Annotated in this window: 23 protein-coding genes; 10 read left to right on the top strand and 13 right to left on the bottom strand. The window is 68.6% G+C overall.

Going from position 1 to position 24,628, the window contains the following annotated elements:
* Positions 1-112: 112 nt before the first annotated feature.
* Positions 113-1,366: a serine--tRNA ligase gene (serS, locus tag ABZX92_RS14045; protein ID WP_355558097.1), complete on the top strand. Its 1,254-nt coding sequence runs from the start codon at positions 113-115 to the stop codon at positions 1,364-1,366.
* A 68-nt stretch (positions 1,367-1,434) separates the two neighbouring features.
* Here the strand turns inward: serS and lhgO are convergent, their stop codons facing one another.
* Positions 1,435-2,610, bottom strand: a complete 1,176-nt coding sequence (gene lhgO / locus ABZX92_RS14040) for an L-2-hydroxyglutarate oxidase (RefSeq protein WP_355558095.1) — start codon at positions 2,608-2,610, stop codon at positions 1,435-1,437.
* A gap of 10 nt (positions 2,611-2,620) precedes the next feature.
* The gene (locus tag ABZX92_RS14035; protein WP_355558093.1) at positions 2,621-3,496 is read right to left on the bottom strand and encodes an LLM class flavin-dependent oxidoreductase; all 876 of its coding nucleotides are present in this window, start codon (positions 3,494-3,496) and stop codon (positions 2,621-2,623) included.
* Positions 3,497-3,555: 59 nt separating this feature from the next.
* Here ABZX92_RS14035 and ABZX92_RS14030 point away from each other — a divergent pair, with 59 nt between their 5' ends.
* Positions 3,556-4,359 carry an HAD family hydrolase gene (locus ABZX92_RS14030; RefSeq protein WP_355558090.1) on the top strand — a complete coding sequence of 268 codons (804 nt, stop codon included), beginning with the start codon at positions 3,556-3,558 and terminating at the stop codon, positions 4,357-4,359.
* Positions 4,360-4,478: 119 nt separating this feature from the next.
* Positions 4,479-6,395 (top strand): DUF6541 family protein, encoded by a 1,917-nt coding sequence (locus tag ABZX92_RS14025; protein ID WP_355558087.1) that lies wholly within the window; start codon positions 4,479-4,481, stop codon positions 6,393-6,395.
* Positions 6,396-6,474: 79 nt separating this feature from the next.
* Here the strand turns inward: ABZX92_RS14025 and ABZX92_RS14020 are convergent, their stop codons facing one another.
* Positions 6,475-7,572: a UDP-N-acetylglucosamine 2-epimerase gene (locus tag ABZX92_RS14020; RefSeq protein ID WP_355558084.1), complete on the bottom strand. Its 1,098-nt coding sequence runs from the start codon at positions 7,570-7,572 to the stop codon at positions 6,475-6,477.
* A gap of 52 nt (positions 7,573-7,624) precedes the next feature.
* Here ABZX92_RS14020 and ABZX92_RS14015 point away from each other — a divergent pair, with 52 nt between their 5' ends.
* The 7 genes from ABZX92_RS14015 (at position 7,625) to ABZX92_RS13985 (ending at position 16,286) form a co-directional block, all read left to right on the top strand.
* A complete protein-coding gene (locus ABZX92_RS14015) occupies positions 7,625-8,644 on the top strand; it encodes a glycosyltransferase family 2 protein (protein WP_355558081.1) in 1,020 nt (339 codons plus the stop codon).
* A complete protein-coding gene (locus ABZX92_RS14010) occupies positions 8,641-9,900 on the top strand; it encodes a hypothetical protein (protein ID WP_355558078.1) in 1,260 nt (419 codons plus the stop codon). Before ABZX92_RS14015 ends, ABZX92_RS14010 begins: the two co-directional genes overlap by 4 nt.
* A 1-nt stretch (position 9,901) precedes the next feature.
* The gene (locus tag ABZX92_RS14005) at positions 9,902-10,651 is read left to right on the top strand and encodes a glycosyltransferase family 2 protein (RefSeq protein ID WP_355558106.1); all 750 of its coding nucleotides are present in this window, start codon (positions 9,902-9,904) and stop codon (positions 10,649-10,651) included.
* A 10-nt stretch (positions 10,652-10,661) separates the two neighbouring features.
* Entirely contained in the window at positions 10,662-11,060 is a 399-nt protein-coding gene (locus ABZX92_RS14000) for a DUF2304 domain-containing protein (RefSeq protein WP_355558075.1), read from the top strand.
* A 225-nt stretch (positions 11,061-11,285) separates the two neighbouring features.
* The gene (gene glf / locus ABZX92_RS13995; protein ID WP_355558072.1) at positions 11,286-12,473 is read left to right on the top strand and encodes a UDP-galactopyranose mutase; all 1,188 of its coding nucleotides are present in this window, start codon (positions 11,286-11,288) and stop codon (positions 12,471-12,473) included.
* Positions 12,474-12,479: 6 nt separating this feature from the next.
* The gene (locus ABZX92_RS13990; protein ID WP_355558069.1) at positions 12,480-14,351 is read left to right on the top strand and encodes a glycosyltransferase; all 1,872 of its coding nucleotides are present in this window, start codon (positions 12,480-12,482) and stop codon (positions 14,349-14,351) included.
* A 72-nt stretch (positions 14,352-14,423) separates the two neighbouring features.
* Complete coding sequence (locus tag ABZX92_RS13985) at positions 14,424-16,286, top strand: glycosyltransferase (protein WP_355558066.1); 1,863 nt, start codon at positions 14,424-14,426, stop codon at positions 16,284-16,286.
* A gap of 80 nt (positions 16,287-16,366) precedes the next feature.
* On the opposite strand, the gene ABZX92_RS13980 is transcribed toward ABZX92_RS13985, so the two are convergent.
* The 10 genes from ABZX92_RS13980 to ABZX92_RS13935 form a co-directional block, all read right to left on the bottom strand.
* Complete coding sequence (locus ABZX92_RS13980; RefSeq protein ID WP_355558063.1) at positions 16,367-17,605, bottom strand: MAB_1171c family putative transporter; 1,239 nt, start codon at positions 17,603-17,605, stop codon at positions 16,367-16,369.
* Positions 17,602-18,162 carry an ImmA/IrrE family metallo-endopeptidase gene (locus tag ABZX92_RS13975; protein ID WP_355558061.1) on the bottom strand — a complete coding sequence of 187 codons (561 nt, stop codon included), beginning with the start codon at positions 18,160-18,162 and terminating at the stop codon, positions 17,602-17,604. Before ABZX92_RS13975 ends, ABZX92_RS13980 begins: the two co-directional genes overlap by 4 nt.
* Complete coding sequence (locus ABZX92_RS13970; RefSeq protein ID WP_355558058.1) at positions 18,159-18,578, bottom strand: helix-turn-helix domain-containing protein; 420 nt, start codon at positions 18,576-18,578, stop codon at positions 18,159-18,161. The genes ABZX92_RS13975 and ABZX92_RS13970 overlap by 4 nt, the downstream gene beginning before the upstream one ends.
* Positions 18,579-18,763: 185 nt before the next feature.
* Entirely contained in the window at positions 18,764-19,576 is an 813-nt protein-coding gene (locus tag ABZX92_RS13965) for a carbohydrate ABC transporter permease (RefSeq protein ID WP_355558055.1), read from the bottom strand.
* Complete coding sequence (locus ABZX92_RS13960) at positions 19,573-20,451, bottom strand: sugar ABC transporter permease (RefSeq protein WP_355558052.1); 879 nt, start codon at positions 20,449-20,451, stop codon at positions 19,573-19,575. The genes ABZX92_RS13965 and ABZX92_RS13960 overlap by 4 nt, the downstream gene beginning before the upstream one ends.
* Positions 20,448-21,650: a sugar ABC transporter substrate-binding protein gene (locus ABZX92_RS13955; protein WP_355558049.1), complete on the bottom strand. Its 1,203-nt coding sequence runs from the start codon at positions 21,648-21,650 to the stop codon at positions 20,448-20,450. The genes ABZX92_RS13960 and ABZX92_RS13955 overlap by 4 nt, the downstream gene beginning before the upstream one ends.
* A 67-nt stretch (positions 21,651-21,717) precedes the next feature.
* A complete protein-coding gene (locus ABZX92_RS13950; RefSeq protein WP_355558047.1) occupies positions 21,718-21,912 on the bottom strand; it encodes a hypothetical protein in 195 nt (64 codons plus the stop codon).
* A gap of 71 nt (positions 21,913-21,983) precedes the next feature.
* Positions 21,984-22,886, bottom strand: a complete 903-nt coding sequence (locus ABZX92_RS13945; RefSeq protein ID WP_355558045.1) for a glycosyltransferase family 2 protein — start codon at positions 22,884-22,886, stop codon at positions 21,984-21,986.
* Between the two features lie 3 nt (positions 22,887-22,889).
* Positions 22,890-23,690: an ABC transporter ATP-binding protein gene (locus tag ABZX92_RS13940; protein WP_355558042.1), complete on the bottom strand. Its 801-nt coding sequence runs from the start codon at positions 23,688-23,690 to the stop codon at positions 22,890-22,892.
* A 19-nt stretch (positions 23,691-23,709) separates the two neighbouring features.
* Positions 23,710-24,621, bottom strand: coding sequence for an ABC transporter permease (locus ABZX92_RS13935; protein WP_355558040.1), 912 nt, complete (start codon positions 24,619-24,621; stop codon positions 23,710-23,712).
* Between the last annotated feature and the right edge of the window lie 7 nt (positions 24,622-24,628).

The raw sequence follows: 24,628 nt of genomic DNA, 5'->3' as shown, positions 1-24,628 counted from the left end.
GCCGGCACCCGGGCAGCCAGCTCGCGAGCCTCCCCGGTCCGGCCCCCGCGTTCCGGTTGAAGCAGGGATATCCGCGTGAAGTGTGTTGGCGGCACGGACTACCCTTCTCCAGGTGATTGACCTCAAGGTGTTGCGCGAGAACCCGGAGATCGTGCGCGCTTCGCAGCGTGCCCGTGGCGAGGACGAGGGCGTCGTCGACGCGCTGCTGTCCGCTGACGAGCGCCGGCGGACCGCGATCTCCCGCGCGGACACCCTGCGCGCCGAGCAGAAGGTGCTCGGCAGGGAGGTCGGCAAGGCCAAGGGCGACGAGAAGACCGCGCTGCTGGCCAAGGCCAAGGACCTCTCGAACGAGGTCAAGGCCGCCGAGGCCGAGCAGCACACCACGGCGGAGGAGGTCAACGAGCTCCTCGCCAAGATCCCGAACCTGGTGCACCCGGACGCGCCCGTCGGCGGCGAGGACGACTTCGTGGTCGTGAAGACCGTCGGGGAGCCGCGCCAGTTCGACTTCGAGCCGCTCGACCACCTCGACCTCGGCACCAAGCTCGACGTGATCGACATGGAACGCGGCGCCAAGGTCGGCGGCAGCAGGTTCTACTTCCTCAAGGGCGCCGGCGCGCAGCTGGAGCTCGCGCTGCTCAACATGGCGGCGCAGCAGGCGACGGCCAACGGGTTCCAGCTCATGATCACGCCCACGCTGGTGCGGCCGGAGATCATGGCGGGCACCGGCTTCCTGGGTGCGCATTCGAGCGAGATCTACCACCTGCCGGCCGACGACCTGTACCTGGTCGGCACGTCGGAGGTGCCGCTCGCCGGGTACCACAAGGACGAGATCCTCGACGGTGAACGGCGGTACGCGGGCTGGTCGTCGTGCTACCGGCGTGAGGCCGGCTCGTACGGCAAGGACACCCGCGGCATCATCCGCGTGCACCAGTTCAACAAGGTCGAGATGTTCTCGTACGTGAAGCCGGAGGACGCCGAGGCGGAGCACGCCCGGCTGCTCGGGTGGGAAGAGGAGATGCTCGCCAAGATCGAGGTGCCGTACCGGGTCATCGACACGGCCACGGGCGACCTCGGCATGTCGGCGCACCGGAAGTTCGACTGCGAGGCGTGGGTGCCGACGCAGCAGAAGTACCGCGAGCTGACGTCGACCTCGAACTGCACCACGTTCCAGGCGCGCCGGTTGAACGTCCGCTACCGCGACGAGAACGGCAAGTCGCAGATCGCGGCCACGTTGAACGGCACGCTGGCCACGACGCGGTGGATCGTCGCGATCCTGGAGAACCACCAGAACGCCGACGGTTCGGTCACCGTGCCCGAGGCGCTGCGGCCGTTCATGGGCGGCCTGGAAGTCCTCGGGCCGAGCTGATGACGAGCTCCCGCTCCGGCGCCGCCGGAGCGGGACCGGTCTTCTGGCACGTAGTAGACCGGCTGGTGTCACTCCAGCGAGCTGATGAGGCCGTCTGTGACGTGCTTCGCGATCTCCAGTGCACCCGTTGCGGCCGGCGATGGCGCGTTGAGCACGTGCACCTGACGCGGAGCCGTCTCGATCAGGAAGTCGTCGACGAGCGACCCGTCCGGCAGCATCGCCTGCGCGCGCACGCCAGCCTCCGCACGCACCAGGTCGTCCTCGCGCACGGCGGGCACGAGCCGGGCCAGTGAGGCGGCGAAACGCTTGCGGGACAACGACCGCAGCACCTCTTCGACGCCGGTGCGGGCGTATTTGCGGGCGAGTCGCCAGGTGCCGGGGAAGCGGGCGACGTCGAGGACGTCAGCCGTGGAGACGTCGCTCCACCGGTAGCCCTCGCGGCGCAGCGCCAGCACGGCGTTGGGGCCGCAGTGCACCGAGCCGTCGAGCATCCGGGTCAGGTGCACGCCGAGGAACGGCAGCGTCGGGTCCGGCACCGGGTAGATCAGGCCGCGCACCAACGACGTGCGCCGCAGCTCGAAGTACTCGCCGCGGAACGGCACGATCCGCGCGGACGGCGTCAGCCCGGCGAGCCGCGCCACCCGGTCGCTGTGCAGGCCGGCGCAGTTCACCAGCGCGTCCGCCTTCACCACGCCCTGCGGTGTCGCCACCTCCACGCCACCGGCGACCGAACGGATGGCCAGCGCGGGTGACTGCAGGCGCAGGTCGTGCTCGGCCAGCAGCCCGACGAGCGCGGCGCACACCGCGGGGTAGTCGATGATCGCGGTGCTCTCCACCCGCAGCGCCGCGACGCACGACACCTCGGGCTCGTACTCCCGCGCCTCCGCGGCGGAGATCAGCTTCGCCGGGACGCCGTTGGCCTCCGCGCGTGCGGCGAGGTCGTGCAGCCGTGGCAACTCGTCGTCGGAGGCGGCGACCACGAGCTTGCCGCACACGTCGACCGGTACGCCGTGCTCACGCGCGAAGGCGACCATCGACGCGTTGCCGGCGACGGACATCCGTGCCTTCAGCGAGCGCGGCTTGTAGTAGAGGCCGGCGTGCACGACGTTGCTGTTGTGGCCGGTCTGGTGCGCACCCCAGGTGCGTTCCTTCTCCAGCACCGTCACGCGGGAGCCCCGCGACGCCAACTCGGCAGCCACCGCGAGCCCGACGATTCCGCCACCGATCACCGCTACGTGTCGCACGGGGGACACGTTAACGGCCCAGCACGGGCAGAACGTCCGCCGCGACCTCCTCCAGCACGGACTCGCTGCCCGCGTACACGCCGTCGTGCCGCGGCCAGTGCGCGACGACGTCGGTGAAGCCCAGCTCGGCCGCCCTGCCCACGGCGTCGGTGAAGCACTGCGCGCTCGACAGCGAGTACACCGGCGCCGAGTCGAGGTTCAGGTAGCGGTGCATCCGCGTGGTGCGGCCCTCTGTGGCCAACGTCTCGGTGAACTGCTCGGACAGCGTCCGCACGCCGCGCCACCACGTCTCGGTGTCGTCGGTCGGCGGTCCGGTGGTGACCCAGGCCTGACCGAACCTCGCCGCGACCGCCATCGCCTTCGGGCCGTTCGCCGCGACGAGGAACGGCAGCCGCGGCCGCTGCACGCAACCGGGGGCGCTGCGGGCCTCCTCGGCCGCGTAGAACTCACCGCGCCACGACGTGCGGTCCTTCGCCAGCAGCTGGTCGAGCAGCTCGACGAACTCGGCGAACCGGGCCGTGCGGTCGCGCGGCAACGGCGGCCGCTGACCGAGCACGGTGGTGTCGTACCCCGCTCCACCTGCGCCGACGCCGAGGGTGAACCGCCCGTCGGACACGTCGTCGAGCGTCAGCAGGTCACGCGCGAACGGCACCGGGTGGCGGAAGTTCGGGCTCGCCACGAACGTGCCCAGCCGGATGTGCGAGGTCACCAGTGCGGCCGCCGAGAGTGTCGGGACCGCGCCGAACCACGGGCCGTCGACCAGGTCGCGCCAGCCGAGGTGGTCGTAGGTCCACGCGTGGTGGAAGCCGTACTCCTCGGCGGCACGCCACTTGGGCTCGGCCATCCACCACCGGTGTTCGGGAAGGATCACGATTCCAGCGCGCACGCTCGTACGGTAACCAGCTGTTCAGCCACCGACGAACTTGGACCAGGCACCATGGGCGAGTGGAACAGCCCAGATTGGTCGCATCGGACGTCGACGGAACACTGCTCACCCCGCGCGAGGAGGTCAGCCCGCGCACGGCCGGGGTCGTCGGCCGCGTGCTCGCGGCGGACGTGCCGTTCGTGCTCGCCACCGGCAGGCCGCCTCGCTGGGTGCCGAAGATCGCCGAGCAGGCGGGACTCGACGGGCTGGCCGTCTGCGCGAACGGCGCGGTGCTCTACGACATCGGCCGCGACGAGATCATCTGGGCGCACACGCTCGACCCGGTCCGGCTGGGCGACATCGTCGCCGCCATCGATGCGGCGCTGCCGGACTGCACCTACGCGGTCGAACGCGTCGGCGGCGTGCACGACGACGCGACGTTCATCGCCGAGCTGAGCTACTCCCACCCGTGGCCAGAGGGCCCGAACGTCGGCCTGAGCAGGGCCGAGACGCTCGGTTTCCCGGCGACCAAGCTGCTGGTCCGGCACACGGGCATGACCAGCGGCGAGATGGCCGCCGGGATCGGCGAGGTGCTCGACGGCCAGGTGGACGTGACCTACTCCACGAACAACGGCCTGGTCGAGCTCGCGGTGCACGGCGTGACCAAGGCGACCGGGCTCGCCGACGTGGCCGAGCGGCTCGGGGTCGACCGGCGGGACGTGATCGCGTTCGGTGACATGCCGAACGACGTGGAGATGCTGACCTGGGCCGGCCACGGCGTGGCGATGGCGAACGGGCACGAGGTCGCGCTCGCCGCCGCCGACGAGGTCACCGCGCCCAACTCGGAGGACGGCGTCGCGCAGGTCCTCGAGCGCTGGTTCTGAGACGCCGGGGAAGGGCACGTCAGCCGTCCGGGTACCGTGAAGCGCTCGCGAACCAGGTCATGAGCCCGCCGCGGTGGGGGACATCCCCGGCGTCAGCCCGTTGAACCGAGGAAATTCTGATGAATGCACTGGTAATCCTGGCGTTCTTCGTGCCGGGACTGGTCGTCGGCACGGCGTTGCGCCTGAGGGGCTGGGCGCTCGTCGGTGGCGCGCCCGCGCTGACCGCCGGCGTCATCGCGCTGGGCACCGTGGTGCTGGGTCCCCTCCACATCTACTGGAACCTGCTGAGCGTCTCGCTGTGGACACTGGTGCTCGCGGCGTTCCTCGGCCTCATCACCTGGCTGGTGCGGCGCAGGAACAACGCGGGTGACCCGATCCTCGAGCCGAAGCGCTCGCTGGGCGAACACCTGATGATCGCCGCCGGTGTCGTGGTGGGCGCCGGGTTCGGCGTCTTCACGTACCTGCGCGGCCTCGGCTACCACCTCGACACGGTCAACCAGGACTGGGACGCGCCGCACCACGGCAACGCCGTTCGCTGGATCGCCGAGCACGGCACCCCGCTGCCGTCCGCGCTCGCGCCGCTCGCGAACCTGCCGGAGGGTGCGAGCTACTTCTACCCGAACACCTACCACGCACTGCTCGCGCCGCTGCTGGACACGGTCGTCCCGATGCCGCAGCTGCTGAACCTCGGCGCCATGGCGATCATCGTGGCGTGGGTGGCGGGTGTGGCGGCACTGGCGGCCACCTGGCGCATGCCCGCTGTCGCGGCCGCCGCCGCCGCGGTCACCGCGACGTGGTTCACCGCGTTCCCGTACGACTCGCTGTGGCGCGGCCCGCTGTGGCCCTACGTCGCCGGTGTCGCGATGATCCCCGGTGCACTCGCGATCGCGCGCAAGATCCTCACCGTGAAGGGCCTCACGGGCCCGCTCGGACTCGGCCTCTCCTTCGCGGGTCTCACCGGTCTGCACACCAGTCTCGCGTTCGTGGCGGCCACCTACGGCATCGTGCTGCTCGCGGCGTTCGTCTTCAAGCTCGAGCCGATCGACTGGAAGAACAGCCGCAAGCGGCTCATCGCGACGGCCGCGTGGGCACTGGCCTGCCTGATCCCGATCATGCTGCCCGCGCTCTCGCAGTCCGCCGGCGTGACCGGCGCGCAGTGGGACGAGTTCGCGTCACCGGCAGAGGGCATCGGCCAAGTGCTGTTGTTCTCGCCGACCAGCGCTTTCCCGCAGTGGTTCCTGGGCCTTGCCGCGATCGTCGGCATCTGGCTCATGATCAGGCACCGCCGCCTGGTCTGGGTTGTCGGCGCGTGGGTCGTGTTCGGTGCGCTCTACGCCGCGTGCGCCTCGCTGAACAACGCCGTCATCAACATCCTGTCCGGCCCGTTCTACAACGACGCGTGGCGCTTCGCCGCACTGCTGCCCCTGGCGGGCGCACTCGCCGTCGGCGAGCTGACCTGGACCGTCTCCGCCAAGGTCACCGAGAAGTTCGGCTCGCGGGTGTCGACGCCGCGCGCGGCGTTCGTGGTGCCGGTGGTCGTGGCCCTCGCGTTCGGCGCTGTGCTGGGCGTGCTGAGCAAGGGCGGCTACATCGGCCGCAACTCCCACGCGATCTCCATCACCAACCGCTCGGGCGACACGGTGAGCCCCGGCGAGCGCGAGGCGTACCAGTGGCTCTCCCAGCACTCCAAGGGTCACCCGGTCATGAACGACCGTCAGGACGGTTCGGTGTGGCTGTACGCCCTCGCCGGCGTCCAGCCGATGGAGTGGTCGTACTACGGCGCCAAGGAGGAGACCGACCAGGGCATCCTCACGCGGCACCTGCAGGACATCGACAAGGACCCGAAGATCCGGCAGATCATCGACGAGCACGGCATCAAGTACGTGCTCTTCGGTGTCGGCTACGTGCGGCCGTACACGATTCCCGCGCCGGGTTTGCAGACCCTCGACAAGCTGCCCGAGATGAAGAAGGTCTACGAGAACCCGCAGGCGCGTGTCTACGAGATCCTCCCCGCCGGGAGCAACGGCCGGTCCTGAGCCACGCAGAAGGGAAAGGGCCCACCGCGATCCGCGGTGGGCCCTTTCCCTTCTCCCAGGTCCTGTTCGACCGTCCAGATCAGACGTAACCGAGCTGCTGCAGCGTGTCCGCGATGATCTCGCTCGGGTGGTACTTGTCCAGCGTGGACGGACGGCGCAGCGACTCGTAGTTCTCCAGGAAGTGCTGGAGCTTCGAGGTCTCCATGCCGGTCAGCACGATGTTGCCGCCGATGCCCTGCTGCCGCTCGGTGTGCGTGCGGTGGATCGCCGCCGGCATGCCGATGTAGGAGCACTCCTCCTGCAGACCGCCGGAGTCGGTGACGACGAACTTGGCGCGCGCGAGGATCGGCAGGAACTTCAGGTAGCGGCGCTTGTGCTGCAGGATGAAGTTCTCGCCGTCGAAGAGGTCGTGCCACTTGAAGCGCTCGATCCGCTCCCGCTCGGGGGCGCCGGCCAGGTAGAGGATCGGCGTCTTCGCCGACGCCTTCTTCAGCATTTCGAGGACCTCGCGGTACTTCTCCGGGCGCGACAGCAGCTCGAAGCGGTGCAGCGTGGCGAGGCCGAACTCCTCGGGCAGGTCCTCGGTGGTGGTCGAGTTGATGGCCAGGCGCATCGCGTCGATGACCGTGTTCGCCTCGGTGTTCACCACCACGCCGCGGGCCTTGCGCAGGTTGTGCACCTCGCGCTCGGTCGGGGCGAAGTGGACGTCGGTGACGACCGTCGCGATGCGGCGGTTGATCTCCTCGGGGAACGGGGAGGCCAGGCTGCCGGAGCGCAGGCCCGCTTCGACGTGCGCGACGCGGGCGCCGAGCAGGCGCTTGCCGACGAGGCTGCCGAACGGGGTCGTGAACGTGTCGCCGTGCACGATGACCAGTCCCGGCTTGCCGTCGGCCGTCAGCGAGGCGCGCAGTTGCTTGCGCTGGCCGAAAACGGTCCGCGTGATGGCGGTCGCCCACGCGGGCACCTGCTTCGGCGTCTCCAGGTTGCGGGCCTTGCCGCGCGGCACGAGCCACAGGTCTGGTTCGGGGAGCTGGAGGTCCTCCAGCACATCTGCTACCTCGTCGACGTGCTGTGCGGTGAACCACAGCAGCGGCTTGGTGCCGCGGGCGACGAGAGCGTGATAAACGGGCGCCACCTTGATGAGTTCAGCGGTGGTACCGGCAATGAAGGCGATCACGGGAAGGACCCCTGAAGCTCGGGATCAACGGACCGCCTGGATACTGTCAGGTGTGACGAGCAGGAGCAAATCCCTCGACAACGTCCCCACCCTCAGCATCGTGATCCCGGTCTACAACGAGCCTGACTGGATCGGGCGATCGGTGGGAGCACTCAGGACCGCGCTGGCCCGCGCCGAATGGCCCGCACAGATCGTGGTCGTCGACGACGGCAGCACCGACGAGACGCCGAAGCGGCTCGCGGAGCTCGGTGACGTCACCGTCATCTCCCAGGAGAACAGCGGCCGGTTCGCCGCCCGTCTCAACGGCGTGCAGGCGGCGCACGGAGAGCTGGTCCTGCTCATCGACAGCCGCGTCATCATCGACGAGAACTCGTTCGTCTTCCTGCGCGAGCAGCTGGCCGAGCACCCGGAGCGCCGGGTGTGGAACGGCCACATCAACACCGACACCAGGGGCAACCCGTACGCGGGCTTCATGCAGGGCCTGGTCTCGGTGGGCTGGCGCCGCTACACGGCGAACCCGCGGCTGGTGTCGTTCGGAGCTGACGAGTTCGACTCGTACCCCAAGGGCACCACCGCCTTCCTGGCGCCGCGGGAGACCCTGCTGCGTGCCGCGAAGTCGTTCGAGTCGCTGTTCGACGACCCGCGGCTGGCAAGCGACGACACCCGCATGCTCCGCTCGATCGCCGAGGAGCAGCGGATCTGGCTCGCTCCCGGTTTCGCGGCGCAGTACAACAGCCGCGACTCGCTGAAGAAGTTCGTGAAGCACGTCTACTTCCGCGGCACCACGTTCGTCGACAGCTACCTCGACTCGCCCGGCCCGGTCCGCAACGCGTTGTTCGGTGCCGGTGTGCTCGGCGTCGTGGGCCTGTTCGTCCTCGCCAAGTTCCCGAAGATCGGCGTCCTGCTGGGCCTCACGGGCTGGGCGGCCGCCGGTGTGGTGGTGCGCAGGTCCGGTGCGACCAAGGACCAGACGTTCGCGGTGATGCGCCTGCTGCCGTTGTTCGCCGCGGTGTTCGGCGCCGGCGTGGTGCGGGGCCTGGCGATGGCTGCGAAGAAGGCCGTCCGCAAATGACCGAGAAGACCGCGGGCAAATCGCTGGGCGTGGTGGGCCTGGCGGTCTTCCTCTCGGCGGCCCTGGGATACCCCGTGCTGATCGTCGCCGGCCGGGGGCTGAACCCTGCTGACGGCGCCGTGTTCCTCGCGTTCTGGGGCGTCGTGTTCGGCATCGGCAGCGCGCTGAGCCCGATCGAGCAGGAGGTGTCCCGGCTGTCCGCTCACGCGGACCTGCGTGGCGGGCGGGTCGGCCCGACCGCACTGCGCACCGTCGCCGTCGCCGTCATCGCGGTCGGTGTGCTCGGTGCGGTGCTCGCGCTGCCTCCGGTCGCCGAGCGGATCTACAGCGCTGACGACATCTCGCTGGGGTTGATCGCCCTCGCGTCGTCGGTGGCGTTCGCGCTGCAGTTCGGCACCAGAGGCGTGCTCATCGGGTTCCGCGAGGTCAAGCCGTACGGCGGCCTGCTGGTGACCGAGGCGGGAGTGCGCATCCTGCTGCTCTGCGCGCTGCTCGTGCTGGGCGTCACGGGCCTGCTGCCGATCTCCGTGTCGGTGGCGCTCGGTTCGTTCGCATTCCTGCCGTTCCTGGTGAAGGCGCGCAAGCACGTCGACTTCGTCGGCGACGCCGAGCCGTGGAGTGTCGTGGCCCGGCGGACGCTGCTGCTGATGCTGAGCGCGGGACTCACCGCGTCGGTGCTGACCGGGTATCCGGCCGTGGCGAAGTTCTTCGCGGCCAAGGAAGACCTCGACGCGTTGGGCAGTCTGTTCTTCGCGCTGAGCTTGGCCCGCGTGCCGTTGCTGCTGCTGTCACCGGTGCAGGCGATGGCGGTGCCGACGGTGGTGCGGCTGCTGCAGGACGAGGACGGGCATCGCAGGCTCGTCTCGCTGCTGATCAGGGGAACGCTCGCGGCGTTCGTGCTGGCCGGTCTCGGCGGGCTGGCGGGCTGGCTGATCGGCCCGTGGGGGGTGCGGCTGCTCTTCGGCGACCAGCACGTCGTCGCGGGGTGGGCGGTCGCGGGGCTGGTGTGGTCCTCGGTGCTGCTGGGAGCGGTGTTGCTGCTGGCGGCCGTGCTGGTGGCCCGCAAGCAGCCAGGACGCGTGCTGCTGACGTGGGCCGTCGTCGCCGCGATGAGCGTCCTGGTGCTCGCGTTCACACCGGGTGACATGGTGTTGCGCAGCGTATTTGGCCTGGTCGTCGCGCCCACGGTGGGCGTTTTCGTGGCACTGGGGCTGGTTGTTCGGGCTGGTTCCCGTGACACGTCCGTGACTGGTTAGGCTGACGCCCGTGTCTGACTCGGTCGACTACCGGCGAGTGCTGATCGTTCTGCCTGCTCTCAACGAAGAGCAGAACATTGAGAAGATCATCGCCGAGGTGAAGGCAACCCTGCCCGGCGTCGGCGTCCTCGTCGTCGACGACGGCTCGACCGACCGCACCTCGCTGCGTGCGCGCGAGAGCGGTGCCCAGGTGGCGCGGCTCGCCGTGAACCTCGGCGTGGGCGGCGCGATGCGCACCGGTTTCCGGTACGCGGTGCGCAACGACTACGACGTCGTCGTCCAGGTCGACGCGGACGGCCAGCACAACCCGGCCGACGTGCCCGACCTCCTCCGCAAGCTGGACGGCGCGGACCTCGTGATCGGTGCCCGGTTCGCCGGCAAGGGCGAGTACAAGGCCCGCGGCCCGCGCAAGTGGGCCATGACGGTGTTCGCGCTCGTGCTCTCGGCCCTGTCGAGGGAGAAGCTCACCGACGTGACGTCGGGCTTCAAGGCCGCCGGTCCCCGTGCGGTGCGCCTCTTCGCTCAGCACTACCCGGCGGAGTACCTCGGCGACACGCTGGAGTCGCTCGTCATGGCGGTGCGGGCCGATCTGAAGATCACGCAGGTGCCGGTGGCGATGCGGGTGCGGGCAGGCGGCACGCCCTCCACGTCTCCGGTGAAGTCCGCGGTGTACCTGGCACGGGCCACCTTGGCCCTCGTGCTCGCCATCGTGCGGCGCGGGCCCAAGACCAACGCCATCGAAGCCGCCTGAGGGGTTCGCGGTGTCCGAGTTCCGGTTGTTCGCAGTGCTGATCGCGGCACTCGTGTTCATCGTCGTGGTCGAAATGCTGCGACGTCGCAAGCTCCGCGAGAAGTACGCGGCGATGTGGCTGATCGTCAGCCTCGGCGTGGTCGCGCTGGGGGTCGTCCCCGGCCTGCCGACGTGGCTGTCCGGGCTGACCGGAGTCCAGCTCGCTGCGAACTTCGTGCTCGCGGCCGCCGCGTTCGTGCTGCTCTTCGTCGTGCTGCAGCTCTCCAGCGAGGTGGGGCACCTCGAAGAGGAGGTTCGCACCACGGTCGAGGAAATCGCGTTGTTGCGCTGTGATCTGGAGAACGTGCGCGCGCAGCTCGAAGAGCGCGTGAACAGCGCGGAAGAACAGTTCCTGCGCAGCCGGTCCTGATTCGGGCCCGAATACTCCGGAGCCTGCTCGGCTTCCAGTTCCCCGCCGGGAGAGCGGGTGCCGGTCGTGGCGCTGACGCCGCCGGCGGAGATCGCAACGCTGCGAACAGAGCCCGAAGGCGTGCGCGCGGAGCCGGACAGGCGTGTGACCTGCGTCTAAGAGCAACTTCTCCAAGTGCAGCCCTGAATTCCGGTTACTCCGCGCGTGCAGGTAACCTCGCTTGCCGTGAGCTTCGCAGGTTATGACCTGATCGTCGTCGGTTCCGGATTCTTCGGCCTCACGGTCGCCGAGCGCACCGCCTCCCAGCTGAACAAGCGGGTCCTGGTGGTGGAGCGGCGTGACCACATCGGAGGCAACGCCTACTCGGAGGCAGAACCCGAGACAGGCATCGAGGTGCACCGCTACGGCGCGCACCTGTTCCACACGTCCAACAAGCGGGTGTGGGAGTACGTGAACGAGTTCACCTCGTTCACGAGCTACCAGCACCGCGTGTTCGCGATGCACAACGGTCAGGCGTACCAGTTCCCGATGGGTCTCGGCCTGCTGTCGCAGTTCGTCGGCCGGTACATGTCGCCGGAGGACGCGCGGGCGTGGGTCGCCGAGCAGGCCTCGGAGATCGACACCAAGGACGCGAAGAACCTCGAGGAGAAGGCCATCTCGCTGGTCGGCCGTCCCCTCTACGAGGCGTTCATCAAGGCCTACACGGCCAAGCAGTGGCAGACGGACCCGAAGGAGCTGCCCGCGGCGGTCATCAGCCGCCTGCCGGTGCGCTACACGTTCGACAACCGCTACTTCAACGACACCTACGAGGGTCTGCCGGTCGACGGCTACACCGCGTGGCTCGAGAAGATGGCGGACCACCCGAACATCGACGTCAAGCTGTCCACGGACTACTTCGACATCAAGGACGAGATCCCGGCCGGCACGCCGGTCGTCTACACCGGCCCGGTCGACCGCTACTTCGACTACTCGGAGGGCTGGCTCGGCTGGCGTACCCTCGACTTCGAGCAGGAAGTGCTGCCGATCGGCGACTTCCAGGGCACGCCTGTCATGAACTACAACGATGCGGACGTGCCGTACACGCGCATCCACGAGTTCCGTCACTTCCACCCGGAGCGCGAGTACCCGGGCGACAAGACGGTTATCGTGCGGGAGTTCTCCCGCGCGGCGGAGAAGGACGACGAACCGTACTACCCGATCAACACGGCTGAGGACCGCGCCAAGCTCGAGCGTTACCGCGAACTGGCCAAGAAGGAAGCCGCGGAGCGCAACGTGATCTTCGGCGGGCGACTCGGCACGTACAAGTACCTGGACATGCACATGGCGATCGGGTCGGCGCTGAGCGTGTTCGACAACAAGATCGCTCCGCACCTGGCGTCCGGTCAGGCGCTGGACGGGTCGCTGGAGGACTGAATCGCAATGCCGGGCAAGACCAACCTCGTGGAGCACGAGGCGCCGGAGAAGCTGCTGACGCAGCGCGGCCTGTTCGCAGGGCCCTCGCAGATCGTCTCGGAGGACCTGTACGCCGAGGTGAAGCGCGGGATCGCGGACCGGGAGCGCCACCGCATGGTGGTGCACCCGAACGCCACGGTCTCCATGAACACCTACTTCGGCCGATTCCCCGCGTCGTACTGGCAGCGGTGGTGCGTGAGCCCAGAGGTGGAGCTCGAGCTCGAGGTGACCGGCTCCGGCCAGGTCGCCCTCGTGGCCTCGGACTCCGAGGGCGAGACCCGCATGGTCGCCGCAGAGAAGTTCGCCGGCGCGAAGAAGCAGAAGGTGCGCCTCTCCGCGAAGATCGACAAGTTCACCGACGGCGGTGGCCTGTGGTTCGACGTGACCACCGCCGAGGACTCCCTCGTGGTGGAGCAGGTCCGCTGGACCGTCGCGCCGCCGAAGACGGTGCGTCCGACGGCCGTGGTCATCTGCACGTTCAACCGCGTGGACGACTGCCTGAACACGATGGCCGCCCTCGCGTCCGACCCGGAGCCGCTGGAGCTCGTCGACACGATCTACGTGGTCGACCAGGGCACCGACGCCGTCGAGTCGCGTGAGCGGTTCGCCGAGGTCTCGGCGGCACTCGGGGCCAAGCTGCGCTACATCCGGCAGCCGAACCTCGGTGGCGCCGGCGGCTTCACCCGCGGCCTGTACGAGGTCACCGAGATCGACCACGCCGAGCACGCCAACGTCCTGTTCATGGACGACGACGTGCTGTGCGAGCCCGAGATCGTCATCAGGCTCACGGCGTTCGCGAACCGCACGACGCAGCCGACGATCGTCGGCGGTCAGATGCTCTACCTGCTGCACCCGAACTTCCTGCACGTCGGCGCCGAGTACGCGAACCTCGACACCCTCGCGCCGGGCCAGGTCGTGGACGGCGCGCTGTTCAACGCCGACCTCACGGGCTACGACGAGGAGACGGGCAAGCGCAACGTCCAGGACAAGCGCGTCGACGCCGGCTACAACGGCTGGTGGTCGTGCCTCATCCCGTCGGAGATCGTGAAGGCGGTCGGCTACCCGCTGCCGCTGTTCTTCCAGTGGGACGACATCGAGTACGGCTACCGCGCGCGGGCCCAGGGCTTCGCCACGGTTTCGCTGCCCGGCGCGGGCGTGTGGCACGCGGACTTCCACTGGAAGGACTGGGACGACTGGCACAGGTACTTCAACCTGCGCAACGCCCTGATCACCTCCTCGCTGCACAGCCGCTTCGACCCGCGGATGATCGTGCGGGGCATGGCGAAGCAGTTCGCCACGTACATCCTGGGCATGCAGTACGGCCTCGCCGCCACCCAGCTCAAGGCGATCGAGGACTTCCTCAAGGGCCCGGACTTCCTCAAGGACGGCGGCGTGCAGGCGGCGGCGGACATCCGCAAGCTGCGTGCCGAGTACCCGGAGACGGTGCGGCACCCGGCGTCGGAGATCCCCGGTTTCAAGCCGGGCAGCCTGCCGATGATCAGCGCGGCGCCGGCGCCGAAGCTGATCGCGCCGGTGTTCGTCAAGCGGCTCATGAACCAGCTGCTCGGCAAGTCCGTGCACGAGGCGGGCGCCGTTCCCGCCGGTGACTCGGCGTGGTGGCACGTCTCGCTGTTCAACACGGCGGTCGTGACCGACGCGTCGCAGGAGGGCGTGCGGGTCCGCAAGCGGGACAAGGAACTCGCGGTGCGTCTGTCCAAACAGGGCGCCAAGGTCTTCCGCGAGCTCTACCGCAAGGCCCCGGAGGCGCAGCGCGCCTACCGGGAGGCGATGGGCCAGCTGACCAGCCGCGAGACCTGGTCGCGGTTGTACGACCTCTGAACCACACAACGTGTCGCGTGGGCGGTCCGGATCTTCCGGGCCGCCCTCTCTACTGATCGGGGGACCGGTTCCGTGGACCAGAACTGCGTGCTGCAACGGGTGATCCTGCCCAGGGACGAGGACCCGCTCGACGTCCGGCCGCTCTACCTGGACGAGCCGGATTCGGTGCACTGCCACGTCGCGTCCCGCCGCAGCACCACGGTCCCCCCGTCGGCGAAGGTCTCCTTCGCCACGTACTTCAACGCTTTCCCGGCCTCCTACTGGAAGCGCTGGACGATCGTCGAAGAGGTCGTGCTTCGCCTGGTCGTGCGCGGCACGGGTCGCGTCGACGTGTACCGCTCGCGCCCGTCCGGCGACATCATCCACATCGAGGGGCAGTACGTCCGCGACGCGGCCGAGTGGGTCGAGGTCGAGTTCGCGGTGTCGCTCAAGCCGTTCGAGGACGGCGGCTGGATCTGGTTCGACGTCTTCACCGACAACGCGCCGCTGGAGATCCGCGAGGCGGCGTGGACGGTCCGCGAACCGTTGCCACCGCAGAAGGTCGCCATCGGCATGGCCACCATGCGCCCGGTCGACGCCGTGATCGCGCTGCGCGCGCTCGGCGAGGACAAGGCCGTGCTCGACGTGCTCAGCAACGTGTTCGTCGCCGACCAGGGCCCGGTGAAGGTCCGTGCCACCGAAGGCTTCGCGGAGGCCGCCGCGGTCCTCGGTGACCGGCTCGTCGTCATCGAGCAGGACAACCTGGGCGGTTCCGGCGGGTTCACCCGCGGCATGTTCGAGGCGATCGAGAACACCGACGCCGACCAGATCATGTTGATGGACGACGACATCCGCCTGGAGCCGGACGCTCTGCTGCGCTCCAACGCGTTCGCTCGTGCCGCCGCCCAGCCCGTCGTCGTCGGCAGTCACATGCTGAACCTGCACTCGCGGTCGCGCCTGCACAGCTTCGGCGAGATCGTCGACCTCAACTCGTGCTTCTGGCGCGCGGCACCGGGCGCGGTCACCGACCACAACTTCGCCACGGACTCGTTGCGGGACACCAAGGAACTGCACCCGCGCATCAACGCCACCTACAACGGCTGGTGGATGTGCCTGTTCCCGCGAGAGGTCGTGCGCCGCAGCGGTTACCCGTTGCCGCTCTTCATCAAGTGGGACGACGCGGAGTACTCGCTGCGAGCACTGGAACGCGGCTTCCCGACGGTGTCGCTGCCGGGTTCCGCGGTCTGGCACATGCCGTGGACCGACAAGAACGACTCGACGGACTGGCAGGCGTACTTCCACACGCGGAACCGCCTGATCCTCGCCGCGCTGCACAGCCCGTACGACGTGAAGAACGGGATCCTGAAGCACGGCCTGAAGCTGACGCTGCGGCACCTGCTCTCCATGGAGTACTCGACGGTCGCGTTGCAGCAGAAGGCGATCGAGGACTTCCTCGCCGGCCCCTCGCTGCTCTTCGACTCGCTGCGCACCGCACTGCCCGAGGTGCGCAAGCTGCGGGCCGAGTACTCCGACGCGCAGACCTTGCCGTCGGCGCGCGAGTTCCCGCCGCCGACGTTCGACCAGGTCCGCGCCGAGGCGATGCTGCAGCCGTCGTCGTCGAAGATCACCACGGCGAAGCGCGCGGCCAAGTCCCTGCTGCACAACTTCCGCCAGCCCTCTCCGGACGCCGCGGGCAGCCCGCAGATGAACGTGCCGGCGTTGAGCGCCAGGTGGTTCCTGCTCGGCAACCTGGACAGCGCGACGGTCTCCACCGCTGACGGCACGGCGGTGGCGTTCTACAAGCGCGACCCGAAGGAGTTCCGCGCGCTCGCCAAGCGAGCCGCCCGCAACTACCGGCGGCTCGGCCAGGAGTGGGACCAGCTCAAGCGGGTGTACCGGGCCGCGCTCCCGGAACTGACCTCCACCGAGTCGTGGCGCAAGGTGTTCGAACACTGATCACGGCGGCCCGGCTCCACCCCCAGGAGAGCCGGGCTCTCGCTGGTGCTGACTCTGTCGGGCCTGCCTGCAAGAAACCTCTAAAGCGTCTGCAAACCCGTTGCCACGTGGCGCAACCAGGTCACGTTGGCGGCGAGATCCGCGCTGGTCACCCCAGCCGGCACGGAGTCGGCACCCGAGCGGACGGGTGGCTCGCCGGTCCGGTGGCGGCGCAGGCCTGCCGCGAGCATGGCGGCCTCGGCGAACGCGGCCCGGACCTCCGGGTCGCGCTTTTTCAGCCGCGGGTCCGCCAGGGCACGTTCGTGGTCAGCGACGTCGCAGTGGTCGAGCAGGGCGCGGCGGGCGTCCCAGATCTGCACCACGCGCAGGTGCAGCCGCAGTGAGAGATCCCCGACCGCCCACTTCTCGTCGAGGCGCCGCGCGAACTCCGTGCTCCACGGCCGGTCGAAGTGGCGCAGCGTCCAAGCGGCGAGCCGGGACGGGCCGATCGACATGCGGACGTGCGGGAACGCGCTGGTCAGCGCGAACCAGAGCGGGTGGAGCCGCTGGTGGGTGCGGAACATGGTCCATCCCCGGATGGCCGCGGACAGCCGCGGGCCCCAGCCCGGCACCGTGATCCCGATCAGGATGAACGGCAGCGAGAGCGTGATGAGCCACCCGGTGACCGAACCGTCCTTGATCATGATCGGCCGGCCGACCAGGTCGAGAACGATCAACGTCGCACGCACCGCGCAGTACCCGGCGGCCAGCACGTAGCCGATCGTGCCCACCGCGAGCCCGCGCCGGATCCACGGTTCGTCGGCCAGCCGCGACCACTTCCACGCCAGGCGCGCCGCGGCGGCGACCATCACGGCGAGGTAGCCGGTGAAGATCACGAGGTAGATCGAGCTCACCGGTCCGGCTGCGTGGTCGGACACGTGCGATGCGGTGAAGTCCTCCGGTGACGCGGCGATCGCCGGCACCAGTGCCGCGACCAGGACGACGACCAGTGCGACGCCGTGCCGCCGGACGTGCTTGACCGCGTCGTCCCGCTCGTGGGCCATGAACACGTACGCGCAGTAGCCCAGGTAGATGCCGATCATCGGGAGCACGTGCTGCGTGGTCCCGATGAAACGCGTCAGGCCGGACACCGGCCGAGTCGCCTCTGCGCCGTAGTTGAGCAGGCCGAGGCACAGGCTGAACGCGAAGCTCTGCGTGCCGAGCCACGCCGCGCACAACGCGAAGTTGCCCGGCTTCCGGCGCACCCGCAGCATCAGGTAGAACGCGCAGACCGTCGCGATGGTCGACGAGATCACGGTGGGGTCGAGCAGGACCGTCACGAGCCGGCCTGCCGGTTCATCAACGCGGCCACGAACCGGGAGCTCGCGTCCGCGACGGCGCGCGACCGGTTCGGCAGCGGCACCATGCTCCGCGCGGCACCGGCCCGCAGCCACATCAGGGCCGCGGCGATCTCGGCGACCTTCTCCTCGACGCCGGAGTAGCCGTCCCGCTTGGCGAACCGCTGGGCCGTCTCGACCAGTTCCGGCTCCAGCTCGGTCATCTCGTCGTCGGTGAGGTCCTGCAACGACGTGCCGCGGTGCTCGAACAGCACGTGCGCGGCCTCGTGCATGATCACGTGCTCCTGCTGCAACGGCGGAAGCCTCTCGTCGAACACGATCACGAGGTCCTTCTCGCGTTCGATCACCAGCCCGCCGGCGCCATCACGGGGCAGCGGTGCCGGAAACAGGCTGATCCGCTTGCCGCGCCGCACGGAGATCTGTTCGAGCAGGGCGTCGAGGTCGAACGGCACCGGCCACGTCAGCCCGTCGAGCGTCCGGTCGATGAGCCGCCGCAACGTGGCGAGGTCGGTGTCCTCGGACCGCAGCGGGTCGGTCACTCGTTCTTCTCCGCCTCACCGAGCTCCTCGATGAGTTTCGCGACCGTGAGCAGGCTTTCAGGGGAGAGGCTGCCCAACCGTGCGTTGATGCCCTTCACCCCGTTGCGCTCGGCGGCCTCCTGCAACCGCCGCGCCGCAGCCAGCGAGTCGAGCTCCTGATCGGCCGCCGCGGCCCGTTCGTCGTCGAGGAAGTAGCTCACCTTGACGCCGAAGAACTGGGCCAACGCCTCCAGCGTCTCGACCTTGGGGTTGGTCTCCTGACCGGTCCGCAGCTTCCACACCGTGGTGCGCGACTTGCCGATGTGCTCGCCGATGACCTGGTCCGCGACGGACTCGGTCCCGTCCCGCTCGGCCTTCTTCGCGATCAGGCCGGTCAGGGCGTCCGCGAGTGTGCGACGGCCGTCTGCTGTGGCCACGTGACCCCCATCGTGTTCACTAAACTTTACTTGACAGCTCTCCCGGGCCGCCCATATTGTCGCTCCCGTCGCCTGATCGGACCTCCCCTGGGTATTGGTCGGGCGATCAGCTGGGGGGCTGGGGGTTGTCGTTGGCGGCTCGTGCCATTTTGGCGCGGGCAGCCAACGACAAAATTTCTTCTCTTTCACCCCTTGATGCCGGTTTCCGTCGCACCGCGGACGAGCAGGCGCTGCAGCGCGACGAAGACCACCACCAGAGGCGTGATGGAGATCGCAGCCGCCAGGAACAGCTGCGTGACCTCGATCGACTGCGCGGTCAGGAACGTCGAGAGCGCCACCTGCACGGTCCACGAGTCCTGGTCCTGCGCGATCACCAGCGGCCAGAGGAACTGGTTCCACGACGTCACGAACGCGATCACGCCCAGCGCGGCGAAGAACCCCTTCGAGTTCGGCACCACGACCCGCCAGTACGTGCCCCAGTGCCCGAGCCCGTCGATCCGCGCGGCCTCCTCCAGTTCGCGCGGGAAGTTCAGGAAGTACTGCCGGAACAGGAACGCGGTGAACCCGCTGAACAGGCCCGGGATGACCAGTCCGCGCAGGTCCGAGACCCAGCCGAGGGACGACACGACCACGAACGTCGGCACGAACGTCACCGCCGCCGGGATCATCAGCGTCGCGACGACGAAGTACAGCACCACGTTCGCGTACCGGTACGGGATCCGGGCCAGGCCATAACCCGCCAGCCCGCACAGCAGCAGCTGACCCACCGTCTGCAGCACGGCGACGACCAGCGAGTTGACCATGCTGCGGACCATCGGCACGGCCGGGTTGCCGAACAAGGCGCCGAAGTTCTCCCAGTGGATCTCGCTCGGCCAGAACGTCCACTGCTGGGCGGTGATCTCCTGCTCGGTCGCCAAACCGTTGCGCAGCACCAGGTAGAACGGAACCAGGAACAGCACCGCCGCCATCGACAGCGCCAGGTACCTCAGCGCCTTCATCGCGTGATCACCTTGCCCTGCAACAACGTCACGCCCGCGATCAGCAGCGTGAGGATGACCGCGCCCGCGCTGCCGTGCCCGAAGTCCTGCCCGCCCGACCCCAGTGCCGTGTAGTAGAGGTAGATCAACGGCGGCCGCGCGAACGGCGGGTAGCCGCGGTCGGTCCCCAGCACGTTGTAGAACTCGTCGAACGCCTGGTACGCCGCGATGAGCAGCAACAGCACCACAGCGACCGACGTGGTGCGCAGCTGCGGCAGCGTGATGTACCGCAGCGTCTGCCAGCCACGAGAAGCACCGTCGATCCACGCGGCTTCGTAGAGGTGCTGTGGAATCCGCTGCAGCCCGGCGATGAAAAGGATCATGTAAAACCCGAGCTGCAGCCACAACCGCAACGTCACGAGCACCAGCCAGTACCAGGGCGGCGACGTCGACACGGTCCACGCGACCGGCTCCGCGCCGAACCACCCGAGCACGGTGTTCGCGAGCCCGAACCGCACCCCGTTGAAGATCGACAGCTTCCACACCAGCGACGCCACCACGTACGAGCACGCCGTCGGCAGGAAGAACACCGACCGGAAGAACCCCTGCATGAAGCTGATCTGGTTGACCAGCAACGCCAGCGCCAGCGCGAGCACGAACGTCAGCGGCACGATGAACGCCGCGAACACGCTGAACGTGCCCAGGCTCGACAGGAACGGCTGGTCCGTCAGCATGTCCGCGTAGTTGCGCAGCCCGACGAACTCGCTGGGCGTCACCGTGTTGCGGGCGTCGAAGAACGACAGCAGCAGGCTCCACCCGATCGGCACGTACACGAACACGAGCAGCCCGATCGCGAACGGCCCGACGAACAGCCAGAACGCGCGCCCGTTGTTCATCCGTACAAGCGCTTCAGCTCGTCCCGCACCTTCCCCGCGGCGGTTTTCAGCTCCTCATCGGCCTTGGCTCCATCCCGGACCACCCGCGAGACCGCGTCGTTGAACGCCGTGCGCATCACCGACGTCCAGTCCGGCGGGTTGGACGCCTTCGCGTTGTCCCGCACGAACTTCACCGCGTCGGCGGCCGCACCGGACGTCAGCTTCGAGGCCTTCTCGGAGATGCTCCTGCGCGGCGGGATGTGGAAGCCGTAGCTCAGGTTGAAGTCCTCCTGGTAGTCCGTCTTCTCGATCCACAGCCAGCGGACGAACTCCTTCGCCTCGTCGATCCGCTTCGACTTGGCGTTGACCATCGCCCCGAACGCGCCGACCGGCACGCTCGGCCGTCCGCCGGCACTCAGCTTCGGGAACGGCAGCACCCCGAAGTCGTCGCCCAAAGCCTTCTGCACGGCCGGAACCGCCCACAGCCCGGTCCACTGCATCGCGACGAGACCCTGGGTGAACGCGTCCGGCTCCGCCCAGTCCTTCACCGCGCCGAGCAGCATGGCGCCGCTCGTGTACAGCTCGCGCAGCTTGCCGATCGCCTGCGCCGCAAGGGGATCGTCGAACCCGACCTGGTGGTCCCGCACGTAGTCGAGCCCCGCCGACCACAGCGCCGGCCCGCCCAGCACCCCGCCACCACCGTCGTTGCCCGCGAAGATCCCCTTCACCCCGTCCCGGGTGAGCCTGCGCGCGGCCTCGACCAGCTCATCCACAGTGGACGGCGGCTGGACTCCGGCCTGAGCGAAGAAGCTCTTGCGGTAGAACAACATCTGCATGTCGACGGCTTGTGGGACCCCGTAGATCTTCCCGTCGACGGTGTGCGTCGCGAGAATCGACTCGGAGAAGTCGTTCTTGGCGGCGCCGAACACGTCGTCGAGCGGCACGACCTGATTCGCCCGCACCGAGCTGATCTGCAGGGTGGACTCGAAGACGTCCGGTCCGCCGTCTGACAGCAGGCTCGTCGCGAGCTTGGAGTCGTAGTCGCCGGGGTTCCACTGCACGTCGACCGGGATCTTGGGGTACGCCTTGGCGTACCGCTCCACGGCCTGCTGCACACCGGGCTCGCCGTAGGCGTGGTACCACTGCTTGAGGGCCTGGCCGCTGCCGCCCCGCCCGGTGTTCGAGCCGCACGCCGCGAGCAACGCGCTCGCGCCCGCCAAGGAAAGAAGTCTGCGTCGGGAGATCACTCATCACGTCTTACTCCGATCACCTCGGGTGCGCGAGCGGTTACTCGAAGTGCGCGACCACGACGTTGGAGAAGTTGACGACGTACTCCTGGCCGTCCGGGCCCGAGATCGGCTGCGTGTGGCCGTTGCGGACGATCTGGGTCAACCGCGGCGCGAGGTCGTCCCGCGTCTCGTTGGTGACCGTGAGAGTGATGGGGTTCGGGTTCGCGGCGAGGAACAGCACAAGTCGGCTCATGCCCACAGCAAACCGCGACCGAGTGCCGTGCTGAGGGCGGTTTCGCTGGTAGCGGTTCCGCCCTCAGCAGATCACTTGCGGAAGAAGCGCTCCCGCTGACCGAGGCGCACGAGCTTGAGCCACTCGACGAACGCCTTCGGATCCCGCTTCACGGCGAGGAAGTACAGGCCGAACCGGAACACCTCGAGCGCGCCCAGCTTCCGCATGCCCGGCTGCGAGAGCAGGTAACCGCGGTTGCGGTAGGTGTAGTAGCGCTTGATCGGGTTCTCCGGGTCCTGGGCGTGGAACTTGCCGCCCAGCATCGGCTTGAACTCGTCCGAGCCGTCCGGGTGCACGTACGCGACCCGCAGCGACGTGCCGAACGGCAGGCCGGAACGCACCATGCGGCGGTGGATCTCCACCTCGTCGCCGCGGAAGAACAACCGGTAGTCCGGCACGCCTACGACGTCGAGCGTGGACGCCCGGAACAGCGCGCCGTTGAACAGCGAGGCGATGCCCGGCAGGAAGTCGGTGCCGAGCTCGGCCGCCGAGCGCTTCCACGTCAGGCCGCGGCGCAACGGGAACGCGAGCTTGTCCGGGCTTTCGATGTTCGTGACGACCGGGGAGATCTCCGCCAGGTTGCGGCGCTCGGCCTCCTCCAGCAGTACCGCCAGCACGTTCTCGTCGGCGGGGCGGCCGTCGTCGTCGGCCAGCCACACCCAGTCCGCGCCCAGCGAGAGCGCGTGCAGGATGCCGAGCGCGAAACCGCCCGCGCCACCGAGGTTGCGGTGCGAGGGCAGGTAGGTCGTGGAGAGCGGGCACTGCTCGACGAGGTCGTCGACCGGCTGGTCAGGGCCGTTGTCGACGACGACCAGGTGGTCGGGGACACGGGTCTGGGTCGCGAGCGCCTTGAGCGACTCGGCCAGCAGCTCGCGGCGGTGGCGGGTGACCACCACCGCGACGACAGAGCCTTTGGGCAGTGCCTGGAGGTTCACGGTCTATTCGCCGCCATTTCCAGTGAGGACGGGAGTCTCGTGGGGCAGGTGCCGCCCCTCGAACGGATCGTGACCCTTGTACGCGGTCAGCACCTCGCGCAGGTCACCGTGCATCTTCACGTGACCCTCGTCCATCCAGATCGCGGTGTCGCAGAACTCCGCGAGGAACTCGTCGGAGTGGTTCGCGAACACGAGCAGACCGGAGCGGGCCACCAGGTCCTTGAGCCGGTCGCGGGCCTTCGCCATGAACGCGGCGTCGACCGCGCCGATGCCCTCGTCGAGCAGGAGGATCTCGGGGTTGATCGACGTGACGACGCCCAGCGCCAGCCGGACGCGCATGCCCGTCGAGTACGTGCGCAGCGGCATCTGCAGGTAGTCACCGAGCTCGGTGAACTCGGCGATGTCGTCGACGCGCGCTTCCATCTGCTTGCGGCTCATGCCGAGGAACAGGCCCCGGATCATGATGTTCTCGTGCCCGGAGATCTCCGGGTCCATGCCGACGCCGAGGTCGAAGACCGGCGCCACCTTGCCGATGATGCGCGAGTGGCCGCGCGTCGGCTCGTAGATGCCCGCCAGCAGGCGCAGCAGCGTGGACTTGCCGGCGCCGTTGTGGCCGACCAGGCCGACGCGGCTGCCTTCCTTCAGCGACAGCGTGATGTCGTGCAGCGCCTCGATGATCGGGACTCGGCCTTCTGAGCCGATCTTGCCGCCGACCTTGCCGAGCGCGAGCTTCTTCAACGACCTCGACTTGGCGTCGAAGATCGGGAAGTCGACCGATGCGTTCCAGACGTCGATGCTGACCACGGTTGTCTCGGCCTCCTTCTCAGACCCAGTAGGAAACGCGGGCGCGGTAGTTGCGCAGGATCACCAGCGCGAGCAGCCAGCCGACGACGGTGAAGCCGCCGACGACGGCCCAGTGGTGCCAGTCCACCTTGTGTCCGAGCATCGGTGCCCTGACGATCTCCACGAAGTGGAACACCGGGTTGAGCTCGGCGATGAGCACGCGCCACTTGGCGTCGTCACCGGCGACCTTCTGCAGCACCCCCGCGTCCCAGACGATCGGCGTCATGAAGAAGACCAGGTTGATGAAGCTGTTCACGACCGGCGGGATGTCGCGGAAGCGGGTGCTGATGACACCGAACAGCAGCGAGATCCACACCGCGTTCACGGCGAGCAACACGAAGCCGGGGATCGCGAGCACGATGGTCCAGCTCAGACCGGGGTGCACCGGCCCGTCCTCGGTGATCTGGTACGGGTGGTCGAGCGCGGTGAAGAAGATCGCGAGCACCACCACGTAGACCACGAGGTTGTGCAGGAGGAACAGCACCTGGCGCCACACCATGCGCATCACGTGGACCGTGATCGGCGCGGGCAGGTGCTTGATGATCCCCTCGTTCACGATGAAGACGTCGGTGCCCTCGGTGACGCACCCGACGATGAACTGCCAGACGATGAAGCCGACCGTCACGTACGGCAGGAACGTCGGAACGTTCGCCTTGAACAGGACGGAGTACAGCAAGCCGAGGGCGAGCGCTGTCGTGGCCATCGAGATGGTGATCCACAACGGGCCGATGACCGAACGCCGGTAGCGCTGCTTGATGTCCTGCCAGCCGAGGTGGCCCCACAGTTCGCGGTGATCCCAGGCCTCGCGCACGTCGGCGAACGCGCGCTTGAAGCTCCGAGACTTCGCGGCAGGGGGCACCTCGGGGTGGTCGAGGGTACTGGTGGCTTGCACGAGGACT

Source organism: Lentzea sp. NPDC006480, assembly GCF_040611995.1.
GTDB lineage: Bacteria > Actinomycetota > Actinomycetes > Mycobacteriales > Pseudonocardiaceae > Lentzea.
Note: the sequence above shows the minus strand (reverse complement) of the source record. Positions and strands in the feature narration are given on the sequence as shown.